The sequence below is a fragment of the Lentilactobacillus raoultii genome, from assembly GCF_900411375.1.
GTDB lineage: Bacteria > Bacillota > Bacilli > Lactobacillales > Lactobacillaceae > Lentilactobacillus > Lentilactobacillus raoultii.
Map to the genome: position 1 here is coordinate 509,213 of NZ_LS422984.1, position 20,036 is coordinate 529,248.

Sequence of the window (20,036 nt, forward strand, 5' to 3'; positions counted from 1 at the left end):
GAAGAATGTGAAAGAAATATTGGAGGAGGCTGGTATTCCCCACGGATGTAGGGGTGATCCCCATATTAATGTTGTAAAATCCATTAACATCTGATAGTATTGATCCCTTCAGTGTTGCTGGATTGACCTGATCATTAGGGGGCTTCTAAAATGATTCTTCTTATTTTGTTTTTAATTTTTCTCGCTATACTTGGAATGTTGCGATTTATCGTCACATCATTTTGGTGGATTATGTTAGTAATTTTAGTTCTCGTGGGAATTGACTTTTTAAATTGGATGCTAAGCAATACCATAACTAACATTATTTTTCTTATTTTATCACTCGGATTGATCGCTTATTCGGTAACCAAAATAATAAGAAATCATCGTGATAGAAAAAAAGTCACTCAAAATCATTTAAATTCACATTCAAAATAAATATTTTCCTCCGATCAGGGGCTTTATTTGGCACGCTCTAAGAACTTAAGTGCGAAGGGAACGACAACATGGGCCAAATTATCAAAAGTAGTGAAGAATTTAAGGTCGTTGTTTTAATTACTGAAGCCCATGTCATTCCCACTGATGGGGGGGATGATCCTAACTGTTAGGAGATTTTTAAAATTTTTCATTCATAAATATGTCAGAATTAAAACAAGAAAGGGCAAAACTTACAAAGCCTATTCTTGTTTTGATTTTTGAAATTTTTGATGATGTTTATGATCAACGTGTATTTGGTTGATATTGCAGCAAACATCTCAGTATTTCTTTGGCTAATCTCAGCATCTCTTAGTATATCCTGACCAATCATCATGTGAATTAACTCAAAAATGCGTTATCTAAAGGTAGAAAATGATTGCCAAGTTAGATAGCGCATTTTTGATTATTTAATTATAAATTTTTAGAGAAAAATTGTAAAACTACATAGCAAAAATTGAATTGGCATCCAACTAATTTTAAAAAACTCATTATTAATGCAGCTTTAAAGACGTAAATATTATAAAAATGCTATTTCATAATATAAAAATCTCCTGGACTTCTAAGCAAAATGATTTGAATAATTTGGATAGTTCCCTTTTAAAAGCGATTAGATAAGGTCATAAACGGATTTTAAAAATAATTTTATTGCTCAATATAATTATGTTTAATAGTATAAATTATTTAGTGCATTTTAGATTTAAATTAATAATTAGAATGATAACCTTATATATGTAAACGGTTACAAAAAACGTTTAATTTTGTTTCCCGAGGAGTACGAATTGAGGTGTTGTGATTATTTAAAAATGAAACCGGTATCAAGGGGGCGGTATCGACCGCTTACTCAATTTAATCGACAAGGCTGGATAAGATGTTTTTTGTGAACGAGGGGATTAGAAGTGATATCGAATCCGGCTTGATTATAGATTAGGGGTAAACCTATGAAAAATTGAAATTGAGAGGAGTTTTTTCATGCATAAACGGGTATTTATCATTGGAGTGAGTGCTTTATTAGCAGCGACGTTTGCCTTGGGACCACTTCCAGGTAGTCACGGGCTGACCCTTGCAGATACTAAAACTGCAAAGGTTGCCTCAAGTACAAGTACGCCGCAGTCAAGTAGTAGTTCAGAAATTAGCAGTTCCAGTAGCATTAATGGTGCCAGTTCTTCCAGCAGCGCTAATAAAGGAACGAGTAGTTCTTCCAGCAGTCTGCCTGATAATCAGGAATCGTCGAAGCCAAAGCAAAATACGACATCTGATGATCTAATCGCGACGGATCCAGATAAAACACCAGGTGCGGTACAGCCGAAGCAGACAGCGGACGGTTATGAGATCAGCAATAACCAGTTTAAAGTTGACATTGGCAAAAATGGGACAATCCAAGGGTTATATTTAAGCAATGATTCTTTTGATACAAATTATGTAATGAACACTAAAAGTAATCCGGCTCAGAATACGGCCGGCCACGAGTGGGTCGGTGATTTGATTTTTCAAACCCAACCGGGTGATAATGCGACTGGCGATGTTTGGCAAAAAGAATATACCAATTCATCTGACAGTACTCGTAAAGTGTCGATGTCAAATAATAAAGTTGTTGTCACTTACACACCAGGGAAAGCGACAAATGGCATTCAAAATATGGGTGTCACAGAAACGTATTCCCTTGATAATGACGGGCATCTTAAATGGGACATTACCGTTAAGAATGACAGTAATAAAGATTTAACGATTGGTGATTTTGGCTTGCCACTACCCTTTAAAGAATGGTGGTCGTATTCCGGCGCTGATAAGACAATTGATGCCTATCAACAGAGTGTTGTTTATCACAGCTTTGTTGGTCAAAATGCGTCATATATTTATGCGACTCGGCCTAGTGGAATTGGCAACTTTTTAGTAATGACACCGGATGCTTCAACCGGAGCTGGGTTTGAATATCAAGATCATTGGGGCGCTGGAACGCATGATTATACAAGTGCTGAAAATCCATGGGTCCAGTTTAATAATGGTTATGATAATGGCTTGAGTGTCTTTTATATTCATTCAAGCGCCATTCAGAAGACTAATCAAGGTTACTTGAACAACACCTCTTTAACGCTCAAACCTAACGAATCAAAAACATATTCATTTAAATTTAGTCGATCAGATATAAAAAATACAACGAATAACTCATCAACATCCGGTGACATGACAGATACCAAATATGAAAATCAATTGAAATCGATTTTGTATAAAGAGAATATCATGGACGCCGTGTCTGTTCCTGGGATGATTGTGCCAAAGAAGAGCGATGGTGACGCAACTGGCCAATTATACTTGCACACTAAGGTCCCGGCTAATGATATTAGTTTTGACTATCAGAATCAAACTAACGATTATGAATCAAAACGTTCAAATCCTGATAATGACACCAGTTCAAGCCTTGGTTCAAACGAGCAGGGAAAAGTGACCTATGAAAAAACGATTACGAAGAATGGTGAACAGTATCATCTCTATCATTTTGATTTTCATTCATTGGGTCGTAATAACGTGATCGTAAAATATAAAATTAACGGTCAACCAATGCAAACCACGCTTCAGTACTATGTCATTGATAATCCTGAAAAAGCACTCGAGCAACACGCCAATTTCATGTTGAAAACTCAGTGGAAAGATTCAAGCAAATTTTATAATGATATCTTTGATGACTGGGATTTCAACACTCAAAGCAAACGCGGCAACTTCAACGGTGCATCTAACTGGGGCAGCTTAGGCTGGGGAGATGATTGGGGCTTAACCCATGGCTTATTCCTCGCTACTCAAAACGTGAATACGCCAAATAAGGATCAAGTCCAAGCACTAAGCAATTACTTGGAAAATGGTATTTGGAATGGCTTAATGAAGAATCATCATGATGACTATAGAGTGCCTGATTGGCTTGATGAGCGGGTCGTTGGTTCTTCGGACAAGGATAATTATTCTTGGCGAGGTTGGGCTTATCCACATATTTACAATACTTTCTATGAAATGTATCAAGTGGAAAAGAATAATCCTAACTTGATCAAGTATCCAGAGAGTGCTAAAGACTATCTGCTGAAAGCGTACAATATTATGAAAGCGCTGTACGTCACAAAAGCCACTAATAACAATGACGGACTTGAAGGTGAATCAACCGATCCGAAAATTATTGCTGCGCTTAGGTCAGAAGGATTGGGTAGCGAGGCTGATACACTTCAAAATCTTTTGAAGACTAAGTATAATGCCTTTGCCAAAGATCCATATCCATACACTTCAGAGTATCCATATGATAACACGGCTGAAGAAGGCGTTTATGCGCTGGGAAATATGTTTAACAACCAGAAAATGAAGCAAATGGTAGATATGAAGACCCGAGCTTCTCGAAGTGTTCAACCAACTTGGTATCAATATGGTGTGCCAGTAACCATCAATGGTGAAAGCTGGTGGCAATTCCAGTATACAGATTCTTTGGCAGGAACGGCTATGGACAATTGGCTTCGTGAGCAGAATAACGGGATGGACCAAGACCAGTTAGGTTTAGCTGAGCGGGCCAATTATGCCGCAAAGATGGGTAACTTGACCCATATTAATAGCGGCCAGATCGACAAAAATAATATTGGTGCGGTTGCCTGGTATTATCAAGCCAGTTTGGGTAATATTACGAGAGAACACTATGGTGTTGGTGCTGGTAAGATGCATAACGGTTGGATTCCATTGTCCGGTGAAGCCGACCTGTCACTATTTGGCGCACTTCAAGTTCTATCAGCTGATGTCGTCAATGATCCAATCTTTGGTTTAGTCGGTTATGGTGCTGATGTTCAAGATAACGGCAGTTCTTTGAGCGTAACGCCAGAAGATGGCTTAAGAACCCGACTTAATCTAATTGATCAACACCTGTCATACGAATTCAATGGTGACAAATATACGCACGCGGATGTTAAGGAAGATGGGACTTCGACCACCTTTGATTTCCAAAATGTTTCTAAGGCTAAGCATAATGCTAATTTGACGATTTACGACGGTAATGGTTTTGATAATGCCACTTACAATGTTTTGTATAATGGCCAGCAAGTCACATCGTTCAAAGGCGCTGAAGGTGGCACCAAGAAGCAGGTTGAGCTCAGTATTCCAGTGACAGCTCAAGATGGTAAACTTCAAATTGTTAAAGCCGGCACTAATAACAATAACAACAGTAATAATGGTGGCAGTTCCAGTACAACGGTGCCATCGTCGACCAACAATTCAACCACTTCGTCAAGTGCCAGTTCTTCCAGCAGTAGCTCGTCGAGTTCGCAACCAGCCACTAGTAGTTCAAGTACAAGTGCCAGTTCTCAAAGTCAAACCAATGCCAACAAATTAGCGGTTCCTAAGAAGGCAGCTAAAGTCGGCACAACTATCTATGCGGTTAAGAAACTGGCTTTATACGAGCATGCGACCTTTAAAAAGTCTCAACGACTTGCGACCTATAAGAAAGCTAGTCGGACAAATCGCCCAATGTTCATTGTTGAAGGATATGCCCGTTCTGAAAATGGAGTTCTTAGATACAAGGTTAAAGACGTCAATCATGGTAGTAAAGCAGCCGGAAAAATTGGTTACATTACAGCCAAAAGTCAATACGTCTCTCCAGTTTATTATCGATCAGTGCCAAAATCCAAGACATTGACAGTTATTTCGAAAAACGGGGTTAACGCTTATCGAAGTAAAGCTCTTAAGGGTAAGCTGAAGCACTACAAGCGTGGTACCCGTTTAAAGGTTAAAAAGATTGTCAATTATCATCTTACCAGCCGATATGTTCTTCATAACGGATCTTATATCACGGGTAATAAAAAGCTGGTAATTCAAGGCAAGTATTGATCACATCGAATAAACTTCTTGGGGGAATATGATGATGTTGAATAAACAAATGATTGGCTCGGTTGTAATTGGGGCACTGTTTGGCTGTGCCTTATTGGGAAGCCAAACGGTATCTGCTAAAAGCACCGCAAAAGTTGTTTATAACCATGTACTAAAAGGGTCTGGTAATCGTCGAAATGTTAATTTGACAGGTAGAAACGGGATCTATTCTAAACCCGGGATTTTAAAGGGCGCCAGAACTATCGTTTCCAAGTCTAATGCCAAGCGATTGAGAGCCGCTAACAGTGATCCGGATAACTTTCGAGCTTATCGGATTATTAAGACCAACCGTGGTTCCTATTACTATAAGGTTGTTTCCTTCGATCAAAAGGTGAGGGGATGGGTTTACGGTGGCCGAAGTCGGACGGGCTTTTATGGTGGCGTGACACCGTTTAACACCGTCCAAAAAACGGTTACCCCTTCTTTGAAAACTGACGGAAAAACAACTTATCAACTGCCAACGTCTGAGTTAAGTAGTTCCTCGAATACATTTTTCTTCCAGGAACCACAATTCACGCAGTATAAAGTTGGTCGTAAGAAAACGGCCGATAGCAAAGTTATTACATCAACTGCAGCATACAAGAACATTCCGTTCAGCTTGGTTGGCGCTGTGCAAGCAACCAGGAGTGGAAAGGTTTGGTATCAAATTGCGTCAACTAATGCCGATATTCATCATGCATGGATTCCGGCGGCCAAATTATCTGCGGCTGATGTGGTTAAAACATCGTCGGCTAATGAAACGGCTAATTCCAACTCAAATAACAATTCAAATCAAACAACTACCAGTAACGGTTCTACCGGTACTACATCAATTGTTCCGGCAGGTCCAACAGTCGGCGAGGCCAGCTTGGCAGGACGAAATGCTTACTTGAATGGTCAAAGTTTGAATTCAAATTACAGTCATGACGCCAGCATTCAGGTGGCTTACGAGCAAGGATATCATGAAATTCAGGCGGCTGTGATGACTGCCAAACAGGCTGCAAGTACCGATTTTAAGCAGGGGACTAATTTGAATCAGTCGTATAGCAGCGATTTGGCTGTTCAGAAAGCCTATACAGATATGTATAATGCCTGCTCATCCGCCCGTCAGCAGGGGATTCAGGATTGTACAGATGGAAAACTAAGCAACGCCTCAAACTACAGTGTTGATAAGATGATTCAAGCGGCCTATCAAGATGGTTATGACTCGATCGCGGCTAAAAATGACATTTATCAATTGGGAATCAGCTTTACAGTTGACGGCAAGGACGTGAGCGGTCAGTTCTGGACCGCCTTAACTAAGCAGCAACAAGACGCTCTGGTAGCGACTGCCCAAAAGGATCGGTTCCCGCAAACCAAGACTGAAATTACGTCGGATGATGTCAAGAAGGTTTTGGAAGATGCCGGTATTCTCAGCATTACGTTTAACGGCAAAAAAATTACGTTTAAAGATGCGGATCCGGTAGCAATCACGCCAAGCACAGCTGTAACAAATGTTGCAGTTACGGCGCATTATGTGACTGCAAGTAAATAATCAATAACATTTAGGGAATCCACCTCTCTTCTTGTTGAGTCATTACGAATGAATGGCTCCAGGGTAGTTAAAAAGTCGGTAGCATTAACGTTTTTAGAAATGTTGATGCCGTCGGCTTTTTGTTCGAAAAAAGAAGTGACGATTTCAATTAGACATAGAAGCAGATAATCAAATAAGAAGGAAGACCGTACTTTTAAATGTAAATTGCTTCGGTCAAGTTAATAATTGTAAATATGATATGAACTTTTATAAAATTTCCCAAAGAAATGTAAATTGATGCTAGTCAAATTAAAAATTATTGAAGGAAAAAAGCTAACGAACCTGCAAAGTGACACTATTCACACACTACATTTAGAGAAAACGATTACATTTTTAAAAATGCTAAGATTTTATAAACATTTTGTCGGTTTATTAATTCATGTAAAAGGAATCTTCATGTAAACTAATATCTGTAAGCGGTTGCAATTCGCCTGAGGGGAAAACTATTGAAAAAGTTAGGAGACTTAGTATGTATAATCATTTGAAGGGTAGATTTTATTGCCGATTAGTGGTAACAGCGACCATGCTGTTTTCGACAATTTTGTTAGTTGGCATGAGTCAATCCAGTAAAGTTGAGGCTGCTTCAACAGTGACCATCCCAAGCAAATCTCAAAGTGCTACTGATTCGAATAGTTCAAGTCAAAGTTCACTTAGCAGCAGCAGTTCTATCACATCAACCTCGCAGAGTGATGCCATTAAAACGTCATCATCGGTTAAGACGACAACTGATACCAAGACAAGTAGCACAACGTTGCCGGACATTCAAAGTGATCCAAGTACCAACGTGACTAAAACCAAGGCAGGCTATACACTACAAAATAGCAAGTTCAAGGTTGAAATTGGCGGTTCAGGCGAAATTGATGGTCTGTATCTTCAAAATGATGCCTTTGACACAAACTATGTCATGAATACCAAAGATAATCCGAAACAAAATAATGCGGCCCATGAATGGATGGGTGAGCTAATGTTTCGAACCAAGACGGGTGATGCCAATGCCAGTATGCCTTGGGAAAAGGAGTATACCAGCCAGACACCGGTTTCGACACGTCACATATCACTTAATGGTAAAACCGTTCAGGTTACCTATGATCCAACTTCTAATGCGAACGGAAAAAATGATGGCATCAAGAATTTACAAATTGTTGAAACCTATACACTTGATAATAGTGGTCATTTGCATTGGAATATTAACCTCAAAAATCCGACAAAGCAGACCATCACAGTGGGTGACTTTGGGTTACCGATGCCGTTTAGAGAGTTCTGGCACTACACGCCAGCAAAGGGCAAATCACAACTTGATATGGCTTATGAAAACTCAGTCGTTTACCATAGCTTCGTTGGTCAAAACTCATCATATATTTACGCAACACGGCCAAGTGGGATCGGTAACTTCTTGACGTTTACACCAGATTCCAGTACGGATGCCAAGCTTGAGTATCAAGATCATTGGGAAGATGACGGGACTCATAAAGGGGACGAGTTGGCTTGGGCAATGCCTAAATTTGGCGCTGATGTTACCAAATATGGTTGGGATAATGGCCTAAATGTCTTTTATGTCAACTCGGCTGCAATTGCTCCCGGTGGTAATCGTGGTTATCTGCCTAGCACTGACACGGTATTGGCACCCGGCGCTTCCAAAAACTATGCGTTTAACTTTAGCGCTGCCGACATTAAGAATGCAGCAACTAATTCAACTAGTTCGTCATCTTCAAGTACCAGCAGCTCGGATTCTACAAGCACCACAAACACGTCTAGCTCCAATTCATCATCAACTAAGAGCAATTCATCAGTGACTGTTAATGGTGATATGACAGACACCAAGTACGAAAAGCAGTTAAAGGATATTCTTTACAATGAAGGCCTGGTGGATGCGGTTTCAGTTCCAAGTATGGTGCTCACTAAAGGATCAGATGGGGTTGCCCGCGGACAAATGTATCTGCATACAAAGGTTCCTCAAGATCAAATCAAATTGAGTTTCCAGAATCAACATGATGATCAAGTTTCCAAACAAACTGTTAAGCAGGATAAGATTGACGCTTCTGGGGTTTCAAATGATCATGGTCAAGCAACCTATAAAAAGACTGTGACCAAAGATGGTCAAAACTACTATGTTTACGATATCTCGTTTACTTCAGACGGTCGAAATAACATCATTGTAAACTATCAGCAGAATGGTCAACCTAAGCAGACAACGTTACAATACGATGTGCTTGAAAATCCGTCTAAGTCATTGGAAAAACACGCCCAGTTTATGTTGAAGACTCAAATCAAGAATTCGGGTAAATTCAATGATCAAATTTTTGATGATTGGTCAATGGATAAAAAAGCAACGGTTAATGACTTCACTACACGTTATGGTGGCTGGGGCGATGATTGGGGCTTGACCCATGGCTTATTCTTGGCAGATATGAATACTAGGCAGCCAAATAAAGATCAGATTCAAGCATTGGATAATTACATTTATACTGGCTTGTGGACGAACTTGATGAGGGCTCACCATGGTGATTATGGAGTACCAGATTGGTTGCGGGCAACTAATGACGACTTATCTTATACTTGGCGTTCCTATTCGTACGTTCACGTTTACAATACATTCTTCGAGATGTATAAGATCGCTAAAGCCAACCTAGATCTAATTAAATACAATGTCAAAAATTATCCAGTTTACAAGGCCGATCCAGCTAAATATCAAAAGAATCCGGCTAACGTTTATCTGCAAATGGCCTATAACATTTTGAAAGCTTGTTACACCAATTCCGGCATTAAATATAAAGATGATGGGTTGATGGGCGAATCAACGACCCCTCAAATCATTAAGTCACTAAAAGCTGAAGGCATGACTGATGAGGCCACTAACGTTCAGAAGTGGATGAAAGAGAAATATGAAACCTACACCAGTCAAAAATATCCATTTGGTTCAGAAATGAACTATGACAACACCGGTGAAGAATCAGTTTATATGTTAGGTAACATGTTTAGCGACAAGCGATTAATGTCAATGGCTGACATGAAGACCCGCGCTGATCGGGGTGTTCAACCGCTCTGGTATCAATACGGTGTGCCGGTAACCATTGATGGTGAAAATTGGTGGCAATTCCAATACACGACATCGCTTGCTGATATCGGTATGAATAACTGGTTGGTTTCTCAAGCTAATGGGCTGTCCCAAGATCAAAAAGGACTGGCTGAACGAGCCAACTATGCTGCTAAGTTAGGGAACCTGACCCAGATCAATACTGGTCAGATTGATACTGATAAAGATAATGACGGGGCGGTATCCTGGACTTATCAAGCAGAACTTGGCAATAATCCACAACCAAATCAAAATTCAATTGCCAAAACCGGTGCCGGTGATTTACACAATGGCTGGCGACAAACATCCGGTGAAGGGGATTTGGCACTGTTTGGTGCTTTGCAAGTTCTCTCGGCTGACGTTGCCAATGATCCGATCTTTGGATTAGTTGGTTATGGGGCAACGGTAACGGATAGTGGCTCAAACTACGATATCACACCGACTGACGGTATGTACCAACGCCTTAATTTGATTAATGACCAACTGGCCTATGAATTTACTGCCGATCAATATACACATGCGATTATCAGTAAAGATCATCATTCGGCAACCTTTAGTGTCAAGAATGTGGCAAAACAAGCGCATACGCTTCAGCTAACGATTACTAATCCAAATCCTGACGGGGCAACTTACGATATTCTTTGGAATGGTAAGCAAGTCGGTACTGTTAAAGAAGATCAAAAGACCACTGAGGTAAAGGCACCAATCGATGCTAATGATGGTCAGCTTCAGATCGTTAAGCAGGGAACTGAAGGCAATAGTAATAATAGTGTTAACAGCACTAATAGTTCCAACAATAGTTCAACGAGTTCTTCCAGTTCGGCAACCACTTCCAGTTCGTCAAGCAGCACGACCTCTTCAAATACCAATAGTTCAAGTAGCACAAGTAGCTCAACTTCGACTTCATCTGAAGAGCAGCAACCGGCTAAAGAGAACTCAGTGCCTAAGTCAGCTCACAAAATTGGCTCAACGATTCATGCAGTTAAAAAACTCAACTTGTACAAATCGGCGACTTTCAAGAAATCAGCTAGGATTGCCAGCTACGGTAAACACGTGCGAACTAATCGACCGAAGTTTATGGTGACCGGGTATGCCCGTTCCGAAAACGGTGTGTTACGATACCAAGTTCGAGATGCCAACAAGGGCACCAAGAATTACGGCAAGAAAGGTTACATCACTGCTAATAAGCGCTTTACACAGTCGATGTATTACGCAACCATGCCCAAGTCCAAGAAAATTACCGTTATTTCAAAGAAAGGGATTAATGCCTATAAGTATGTCTCACTGAAAGGTAAGGCAAAGCACTACAAAAAAGGAACCCATTTACGGGTTAAAAAGTTGGTTAAGTATCATTCAACCACACGCTATCAACTGTCAAACGGCCACTACATTACTGGTAACAAAGAGTTGGTTATCCAACAAGGCCGTTAATGCTTATTAACAAAAAACGTTGATTAAATGAAACGGAATTGGGAGAAATTCCAATTGTAAGTTAAAAGTCGAAACCGGTTTTCACATATTCTTGTGGAAATGGGCTTCGGCTTTTTGATCGATATGAGTTACAGTCGAAAATAATTGCTCGAATTAAAATTGAAGTGCAAGGTCGGAACATGTAAATAATTCCTCTTTAATGAATTGATGTGTAACTAAATGTTACATTTCAGCTTAAATATTCGCCTCCAGCTCTCAAACATTTAACGGAAAAATGAAAAATAGGAAGTATTTTGTTAGATTTTATTACATTAATTAATAAATATGTTAAAATTATTAAAAATAGATGAGAGGGAGCGAGCGTTGTGATGTCGATGTTTCGAAAGAAAGATGTTAATGAATTAGTTGCCCATGCCTCGCCTTTAAAAAGAACTTTAAGGACGTGGGACCTAACTTTTTTGGGGATTGGGGCAATTATTGGGACTGGGATTTTCGTACTGACTGGAAAGGGAGCTTTAACGGCGGGGCCTGCACTTGCGGTTTCTTTCATAATTGCGGCAGTTTGCTGCGGCTTTGCCGGATTATGTTATGCGGAATTTGCTTCAATGGCACCTGTGGCCGGATCAGCCTACACATATTCCTACATTGCTTTCGGTGAGATTGTGGCTTTTATCATTGGATGGGATTTAATTCTGGAATATGCTTTAGGTGCCGCAACCGTTTCAGTTGGTTGGTCAGGCTATTTTACAAGTTTACTCGCGAATATGGGCATTCATCTTCCTGCTGCTTTGACTGCAGCAGCTGGGACAACGCCCGGAGTGACAACCTTTTTTAATCTACCGGCATTTTTGATTGTTTTACTGATTACTTGGATTATCTCGATTGGGATTACTCAAACCAAGCGTGTGAACGATGCCATGGTATTAGTTAAGTTGGGGGTTATTGTTTTATTTATTATCTGCACGATTTGGTTTATTAAGCCGGCTCACTGGCACCCCTTTAACCCATTTGGTTGGTATTCTTATCATAATGGAACGGCTGCAGGAATTATTCCGGGAGCGTCAATTGTTTTCTTCTCCTTTATCGGATTTGATGCGGTTTCATCAAGTGCCGAAGAAACAATCAATCCCAGCAAAACGTTGCCGCGCGGGATTTTGCTTTCATTGCTGATTTCAACGATTTTATATACGGCCATGACTTTGATTATGACTGGCGTTGTGAAGTATACGCTTTTTGTTAAATACTTAAACGCACCGGTTTTGGCAGTGCTGGTTAAAACGGGGCAAACTTGGCTTTCTGTAATTGTCAGTATCGGCGCAATTATTGGCATGACGACGGTGATACTTGTGCAATTATACGGCCAATCGCGAATTAGTTACTCAATGTCACGAGATGGCTTATTTCCCAAGTTTTTTGGGCACGTTAATTCAAAGTATCAGACACCATTCAAGGGAACGTGGTTTTTTGGAATTGTGACTGCCCTTGCCGGAGGATTGATTAACTTAAATATTTTGTCGGAATTAGTCAATATTGGAACACTAACTGCCTTTATCTTAGTTTCAGCGGGTGTTTTGTGGATGCGATATAAACACCCCGAACTTCATCGAGGCTTTCGTGCGCCTGGTGTGCCAGTTACCCCGATTATTGCAATTGTGTTTTGTTTGACGCTGGTTGTCGGTCTCAATTGGGAAACCTGGGTAAGGTTCCTTGTTTGGTTAGTAATTGGTTTGACCATTTATTTTGGCTATGGCCGTCGGCACGCAACGCTCAATCAGCGTTAGAAAGGGGCGAGATTAAAATGGCTTATAAGCGAATTTTGGTTGGCTTGGATGGTTCAAAGCAGGCCGACCGAGCTTTTCGAGTGGGGTGTGAATTAGCTAAAATTTTGTCTGCTTCACTCTACGTGGTCTGGGTTGTGAATCGCGATCGGGGCATGGATTCCACTTTTGGTGTCAGTGAAGATTTCTATCAGGATCTTTATCGACAGGTTAAAGAGAAAATTAAGCCTTATATTAAACGTGGCGAAGAACAGGGCATCCACATTAATGGCAACGTCATTATCGGCAGTATCAAAACGGTTTTGGCAAAGGATTTTCCAGCTGAGCATCATATCGACCTAATTATCGTAGGAAATACCGGTGTGAATGCCGTGACTAAAATGATTCAGGGCTCTCATACTGGTTATGTGGCTCGCCAATCAACCTGTGATGTGTTGATAGTTAAGTGAAAAATCATTATTCAACGGGTGCTAATAAGGGATTACAAGTTTCACTTAATTAAATAGTGTAAAAAAATCGATAGGAGCAGCGCTTTTAAAACGTTGTTCCTACCGGTTTTGACTATCTGGAAAAAATTATCTAGCCATTGTATACATGCAAATGTGTATATCTGTAAACATGTTAATTTGTGGATCTGTATGCAAGCAAGCTTCTTAGAGGATCGTGTATTCCATCTCGCCATCAATGGAAAAGGTATTTTCATATAACAGCAAAGCTCTAACTGCTTATTTTAATAAAAGCGCCTACGAGGAGGGGTTGTATCTTTTATGTGAGTGATTAGTGTTCTAGCTAACGCGACTTAAAATTTTGACAAATAGAATTGTGCCTCGTGAAAATTGTAGGCTAGTCAACTATAAATTAGGAACCTTTTGATCGCTACAATCGTTTCTCAGTATAAATTTGTTTAACTCCATCATGAATAGCTTGTTTGCCAGTTCTCACATATCCTAATTTTTCGTAAAAGCCGATTGCGGTATCAAGACTAGTAATAATAATCTTTGAGTAACCTTTGTCTGCAATCCACTCTTCGGCTTTTCTAATTAGAAGTTGACCTAATCCCTTACCTTGATACTTTGAAACAATTGAGACTCTTTCAATTTTTGCATAATTTTCATTAGAAAAATTTAATCGGGCGGTTCCAACAGGGTCATTCTCATTTTCGATCAGAAGATATTGATAGCGTTTATCAATATCTTCATCAAATTCAACCGACCTAGGGGCAACATTACCATGAATTCTTGTTTGTCTGCGAATCCAATAAACATCAGCTAATTGCCATACTTTATCGACATGGTAGATGCTTAAATTCATACCTATGCACTTCCTTGCATAAATTTTTTTAAATTCCTTGTTGGCGATAGCGTGTTAAGAATTGCTGTGTGCGCGGATTTTGAGGTGAATCAAAGATCTGTTCTGGTGTCCCATCTTCTAGAATTTTCCCTTGATCGAAAAAAAGGACCCTTGAGGCAACGTCTTTAATGAACTGTAACTCATGCGAAATAATGATGATGGTTTGCTGTTCATTTTGTTCAATTACTTTTTTTATTGTGTCTAAGACATCTCCTACTAATTCTGTGTCAAGTGCTGAGGTTGGTTCATCCATCAATAACACATCAGTATCCATTGCCAAGGCTCTAGCAATACCGACTCGTTGTTTTTGGCCACCAGATAATTGACTTGGGTATTTATTGATTTGATCAGTTAATTGAACGCGATTAATAACATTTTTAGCTATCTTCACAGCTTGCGGACGCTTTAGCTTTTTTACGGTCATTAAGCCTTCAGTTACGTTACTGAGAATTGTTTTTTGACGAAATAGATTAAATTGTTGAAAAACCATGCTGGACTTTTGACGGAGTTCGATACTTTCTTTAGTTGAAAAATGCGGTGCAGTGACTACCTGATCATCAATTGAAATTGATCCCGAATCCGGCTTTTCCAATAAATTGATACAACGTAATAAAGTTGATTTACCAGCACCCGAAGGGCCAATGACGCCTACCACCTGTCCAGTGTCAATTCTTAAATTCAAGTCTTTGAAGACTGTTTGGTTATTATATCGCTTTGTTAGGTTTTTAAGCTTAATCATTGGTTGGCACCCGCTTTCCAGAGAATAGTCGATTAAGTCCAGAACTTTGCTGTAAGTTATGAGCTCTTAATTCAGCTGCACGTTCGAAAATGGTGACTTTATTCTCAAGAAGTCTCAAGACTTGCTCAGTAATAATAGTTAACCCCCAATAAATAAGTGCAAGGGATAAATAGGCCTCGAAGTATCGGTAAGAGTTTCCTGCGAGAATTTGTCCTTCTGCGGTCATGTCAACAACGGAAGCAACGAAGGCCAGCGACGTGTTTTTCATTAAACCAATAAATGCATTTCCTAGGGTTGGTAAAGCAACTACAAAGGCTTCAGGAATGGTGATCCTTTTCAGAACCTGCCAGCGACTCATCCCTAATGATTTGGCAGCCTCGACTTCGCCTCGATCGACGGAGAGCAAGGCGGCACGAATATTTTCCGAGTTATAAGCAGCCTCATTAAGTGAGAATGCAAGCAGGACGAATAACATTGAGGGGATATTGTTAACACTATAGGTCGTGTGTTGGTAATAGTTGACGTACTTCAATAAAATTGGAATGCCATAATAGGTTAAATACAATTGAACAATGATGGGGGTTCCTCTGATAAATGATACAAACACACTCGCAAGCTGATGGAGAACCGGAAACTTATTGATTTTGATGATGGCTAAAACCAATCCTAAAATTAAACCGATAATCATTGAAAAGAAAGTAATCAGCAGAGTATTCGGTAAATACTTTAAAAGAGCGGGAATTTCGGTAAAAATCAGTTTGAAATCAATTAAATGTTGCATACCTATTGCCTCCTACTTATTTGGGGTGTAGTTACCGTAGAAGTATTTTTCACTAATCTTTTTTGCGGTACCGTTTGTTTGAATTTTTTCCAAAGCCTTATTAATTTTGCCAAGCAGTTGCTTACCCTCTGAAGTTTTATCAATTAATAGATAACTATAAGGAGTTGCTGCAGAGATTTTTTTGCTATCAGCTTGGCTAACGTCAATTGCTTTGAGACTTTTTAGATTGAAAGTTTTTTTGTAATTACTGTATAGGGGCTTATCAATCAGTACGTAATCATATTTGTTATCTTGGACATCCTGAAGGGTCTTGGATGGATCTTCAGTTGAATACGTGATTTTAGACTTCTTTTTTGCGGTTTTATTAAAGTTTTCGATAGCAGTAGTAAAGTTGACACCAGGAGCACTGATTGTTGTTTTACCTGAGATATCTGATAGTCGACGAATCGACTGGTTGTTTTTCTTTACCACCATGACGTACTGATCTTTAAAAATTGGCTTGGAAAAATAATATTTTTCTTTTCGTTGTGGATTGGCGGCAAAATTATTAGCCCCGATTTGAAATCGACCTGAATCTAATCCTTCAAGAATTGAAGAAAATTCTGTTTTTTGAAATTTAATTTTATATCCTGGTAAATATTTACCCAATGCGCGAACTGTATCGATATCATATCCAACAAGTTTGTGAGATCCATTTACATACGTAAACGGTCTTGGTGCGCCAGAAGTGCCAACAGTAATGGTCTTCTTAGAATTAGCTCCTTTTGCGGAGTTTGAACAACCGCTTAAGCCGAGTCCGCTAATGATTAGTAAAATGACAGTGCTAATCCCCAATAGTACCTTATGCTTTTTCATATTCATTACGCTCCTTAAATTTATTTGATAGGCTCATTCCAAAGTCGCTCGTCAGGTCCTTTAGAAATTAACTGATAAGGGTTTCCTTTAATCAACTGATAACCCTTTTTAATTGCATCAAAATTGGTTGTTTCTCGAAACGCCGGAATTTGATATAATTCCCGGGCGTATCGCCAAAGATTTGGAAAATCAATTAAACGGTTACGGTTGACGTGAAAGACGGGGTAGTAAGCGGCATCAAATCTAGTGAGAGTTACGTAAAGTCTAATGTCTGAATCCGTTAATTGATCGCCAAATAAGAAGCGTCGGGTAGCTAGTCGCTCCTCTAGCCAATCAGCACGTTTAAAAAATTTGTCATACGCTGCTTCGTATGCTTCTTGTGATTTTGCAAACCCCGCTTGATAAACAGCATTATTAATCTCATGAAAAAGAATATCGTTTAATGCATCGATATCTTTTCTTAGATTTTCTGGATAAAGGTCAGGCGCGTCATTTTTTTGAAAGGGATTAAATGCTGTTTCAAATTGATTAGTCAAGGTGTGATAATCGTTATTAACGACTTTCCCGGTTTTGACATCTATTAAGGCAGGGATGGTGGCACGTCGACTATAGTTAGGATCTGCTTTCAGATAAGCTTCTCCCAAATAGTGAATGCCGAGTATCGGATCAACATCGTTAAGGTCCAAGGTGAAATTCCAGCCTTCTGAAGTCCGAATGGGGGATACTTTACCTACGCTAATGACGTCTTCAAGACCTAAGAGCTTTCTAACAATTGCAGCCCGATTTGACCAAGGACAGATTTCACCCCAAATTAAGCGGTATCGGAAGGGTTCTGGGGTTAGTTCGTGGGGACCGCTGCCGAATTTTTGTTTGAACTGATTGTCCTGACGTTTAAAGGTTCCGTCTTTAGCGATTTCATGATTGTTTTCATCAGTTGAAATTTTACTGTTTAAAATTTCATACTGATATTGATCTACTTCGCGTTTAACAGCTTTACCTGTTGAAAAATCAACTACACAGAACGCAGCATCATCCGTTTTATCAACTTTTTCTAATTCTTTTTTTAATGTATCAGTATCGTTTTTTTCTGTCATAATTAACTACTCCTCGTTTAATTTATTAGTTTTCGAAACGGTTACGATCATTAGGTTCTAACCAAAAAGATTCATCAGGCCCTTTAGGTAGAACTTGAAAGTCATCTGAGGTTCCCGCTAAGTGTCCAGAGGTATGATAATGAATTTTAATAGCATCAAATTCGGTCGATTCTTTAAATGCTGGGATGGAATATAGGTCTTTAGCGTAGTTCCAAAGATTGTTATAATCCCGAAGTCGCTTCTTGTTGCAGCGGAACTTATCATAGTAGGCAGCGTCAAATCTTGCTAATGTAGTGTAAAGTCGAATATCACTGTCAGTTAAATGATTACCGAACAAAAAGCGATGGTGACTAAGCCGTTCTTCCAACCAATCAAGCCGGTAAAATAATTTATCATAAGCGGCTTCATAGGCTGCCTGGCTGGTTGCAAACCCAGCTTTATAAACCCCATTATTTACGTCATGGAAAATAATATCGTTTAAGGTGTCAATATCAGGGCGCAACTCATTTGGATAAAGATCTGGTGCATCTGGTTTTTGATATTTCTTCCACTCAACTTCAAAGTAGTTTGTTAATTTGAAATAATCATTTTGCACTACCTTGCCAGAAGCAATATCCACAATTGCTGGTACAGTTGGACGACCATCGTAGTTTGGATCGGCCTTTAAGTACGCTTCTGATAGATCGCGAATGCCGAGCACTGGATCAACACCATCTGGGTCTAAATCAAAGCGCCAATCTGCAAACTCTTTTTTGGGACGTAAAGGGCTTGCTTTGCCAATACTAATAGCGTTTTCTAATCCTAATAATTTGATTGCAATAGCCTGACGAGTTGCCCAAGGGCATGCAGCAGACCAGATTAATCGATACTTTCCAGCTTCAACGGGAAGTTGCCCCGGTTTATTTCCAAATGGGGTATCAAATTCATTTCCCTGACGCTCAAATTTTCCATTTGTTGCAATTTCTGTTTTATATAAAAGTTTAGCCATACTTACCAATCTCCTTTTAAATTAATTAGTCACATCATAAAAAGGCTTTCGTCTCCTAACTACTTACACATAGTTAAGGGACGAAAGCCTTCGTGTTACCACCCTGATTTGTGTGGTCATTGCTAACCACACCTCAACGACACAATTCATGTCTGGGATTATATCGTATCCTCACGGGTAAGCAGCTCCCACCATTTACCACAACTCAGAGTCCATATTCACTGATCGTTTAAATCCGCCATCTCATCAACTGGCGTTCTCTGTAAATCTGACTGAATCAGCTACTCTTCTCTTCATAGTTTAATTATGAACATTTATATCATTAAATTAAATTGTGATAAGTTTATATCAACGCTTACTTATTGTCAACATTTTTTTGATATCTTTTTTAAGGCTTCTTTAATTTGATCTCCTAACATATACGGTAGCATTGAAGTATCTGTCAAATCAGTCCCCAAATGAACGGAAACAGTAGGAGTGACTCTGGTAATCATTTTTCTGATTAATTCTTACAAATGTTCGGGGAGTTAATTATTGTCATCCACTTTAGGCTCTTCAACTTTTATTGTGTTAGAAATTTGGATATGACATCGTGTAGTAGTAAAAAGTGAGCGATGGGATGTCGCCCATCGCTCACAATCGTGAGTTTCAGATACTTGGTGAATCGGCTAACCGCTTTGGTTAGTCTTTTTTGATTTCATGCTATGCACAAGCAAGAATATAAATTCCCCCGATTTAAAATTGAAGTGCAACACTTGATAACTAGACCAATTAGACTAGCTTAAAAGGCCATGAAGACCTATTCTTATTATTAACGACAAAATCAACAGATAAGGATAGGTGTCTTCATGACCCAAACTAAGAATATCATGCCTAAGCATTACCAACAACTCCAATCTTTTGAACGCGGTCAAATTGAGTCCCTGACTCGATTAGGGTTCGGCGTTCGTCAGATTGCCAGCCAGCTTCACCGGAGCCCCAGCACCATTTCTCGTGAATTAAAACGCGGGTTAACCACCCAGATTGATTCCCAGAAACATTGTTCGTATGAGGGC

12 protein-coding genes and 1 CRISPR repeat array (1 of these 13 cut by a window edge) are annotated in these 20,036 nt (G+C 39.6%); of the genes, 6 read left to right on the forward strand and 6 right to left on the reverse strand.

Annotated features, from left to right (window positions below; genetic code table 11):
* A CRISPR array of direct repeats spans nucleotides 1–60; the repeat unit is 28 nt; unit sequence GTATTCCCCACGGATGTAGGGGTGATCC (it extends 1,249 nt beyond the left edge of the window).
* A 1,365-nt stretch (nucleotides 61–1,425) separates the two neighbouring features.
* The 5 genes from ED605_RS04170 to ED605_RS04190 all read left to right on the forward strand — a co-directional run bounded on the left by ED605_RS04170 (nucleotide 1,426) and on the right by ED605_RS04190 (nucleotide 13,623).
* On the forward strand, nucleotides 1,426–5,301 hold the full coding sequence (locus ED605_RS04170; protein ID WP_121977633.1) for a DUF5695 domain-containing protein: 3,876 nt from the start codon (nucleotides 1,426–1,428) through the stop codon (nucleotides 5,299–5,301).
* A gap of 34 nt (nucleotides 5,302–5,335) precedes the next feature.
* Complete coding sequence (locus ED605_RS04175) at nucleotides 5,336–6,853, forward strand: hypothetical protein (protein ID WP_121977634.1); 1,518 nt, start codon at nucleotides 5,336–5,338, stop codon at nucleotides 6,851–6,853.
* A 508-nt stretch (nucleotides 6,854–7,361) separates the two neighbouring features.
* A complete protein-coding gene (locus ED605_RS04180) occupies nucleotides 7,362–11,396 on the forward strand; it encodes a DUF5695 domain-containing protein (RefSeq protein ID WP_121977635.1) in 4,035 nt (1,344 codons plus the stop codon).
* A 368-nt stretch (nucleotides 11,397–11,764) separates the two neighbouring features.
* Complete coding sequence (locus ED605_RS04185) at nucleotides 11,765–13,177, forward strand: amino acid permease (protein ID WP_121977636.1); 1,413 nt, start codon at nucleotides 11,765–11,767, stop codon at nucleotides 13,175–13,177.
* A gap of 17 nt (nucleotides 13,178–13,194) precedes the next feature.
* Nucleotides 13,195–13,623, forward strand: coding sequence for a universal stress protein (locus tag ED605_RS04190; RefSeq protein ID WP_121977637.1), 429 nt, complete (start codon nucleotides 13,195–13,197; stop codon nucleotides 13,621–13,623).
* A 427-nt stretch (nucleotides 13,624–14,050) separates the two neighbouring features.
* Here ED605_RS04190 and ED605_RS04195 read toward each other — a convergent pair whose 3' ends face one another.
* From ED605_RS04195 to ED605_RS04220, 6 genes are all read right to left on the reverse strand, one after another.
* Nucleotides 14,051–14,485 carry a GNAT family N-acetyltransferase gene (locus ED605_RS04195; protein WP_121977638.1) on the reverse strand — a complete coding sequence of 145 codons (435 nt, stop codon included), beginning with the start codon at nucleotides 14,483–14,485 and terminating at the stop codon, nucleotides 14,051–14,053.
* A gap of 28 nt (nucleotides 14,486–14,513) precedes the next feature.
* Nucleotides 14,514–15,263 carry an amino acid ABC transporter ATP-binding protein gene (locus ED605_RS04200; protein WP_121977639.1) on the reverse strand — a complete coding sequence of 250 codons (750 nt, stop codon included), beginning with the start codon at nucleotides 15,261–15,263 and terminating at the stop codon, nucleotides 14,514–14,516.
* On the reverse strand, nucleotides 15,256–16,044 hold the full coding sequence (locus tag ED605_RS04205; RefSeq protein ID WP_121977640.1) for an amino acid ABC transporter permease: 789 nt from the start codon (nucleotides 16,042–16,044) through the stop codon (nucleotides 15,256–15,258). The genes ED605_RS04200 and ED605_RS04205 overlap by 8 nt, the downstream gene beginning before the upstream one ends.
* A gap of 12 nt (nucleotides 16,045–16,056) precedes the next feature.
* The gene (locus ED605_RS04210) at nucleotides 16,057–16,899 is read right to left on the reverse strand and encodes a transporter substrate-binding domain-containing protein (protein WP_162919741.1); all 843 of its coding nucleotides are present in this window, start codon (nucleotides 16,897–16,899) and stop codon (nucleotides 16,057–16,059) included.
* A gap of 20 nt (nucleotides 16,900–16,919) precedes the next feature.
* A complete protein-coding gene (locus ED605_RS04215) occupies nucleotides 16,920–17,840 on the reverse strand; it encodes a glutathione S-transferase family protein (protein WP_370824489.1) in 921 nt (306 codons plus the stop codon).
* A 178-nt stretch (nucleotides 17,841–18,018) separates the two neighbouring features.
* A complete protein-coding gene (locus ED605_RS04220; RefSeq protein WP_121977643.1) occupies nucleotides 18,019–18,981 on the reverse strand; it encodes a glutathione S-transferase family protein in 963 nt (320 codons plus the stop codon).
* A gap of 848 nt (nucleotides 18,982–19,829) precedes the next feature.
* Here ED605_RS04220 and ED605_RS04225 point away from each other — a divergent pair.
* A partial coding sequence (locus ED605_RS04225) for a helix-turn-helix domain-containing protein (RefSeq protein ID WP_162919742.1) occupies nucleotides 19,830–20,036 on the forward strand: 207 nt, incomplete at its 3' end.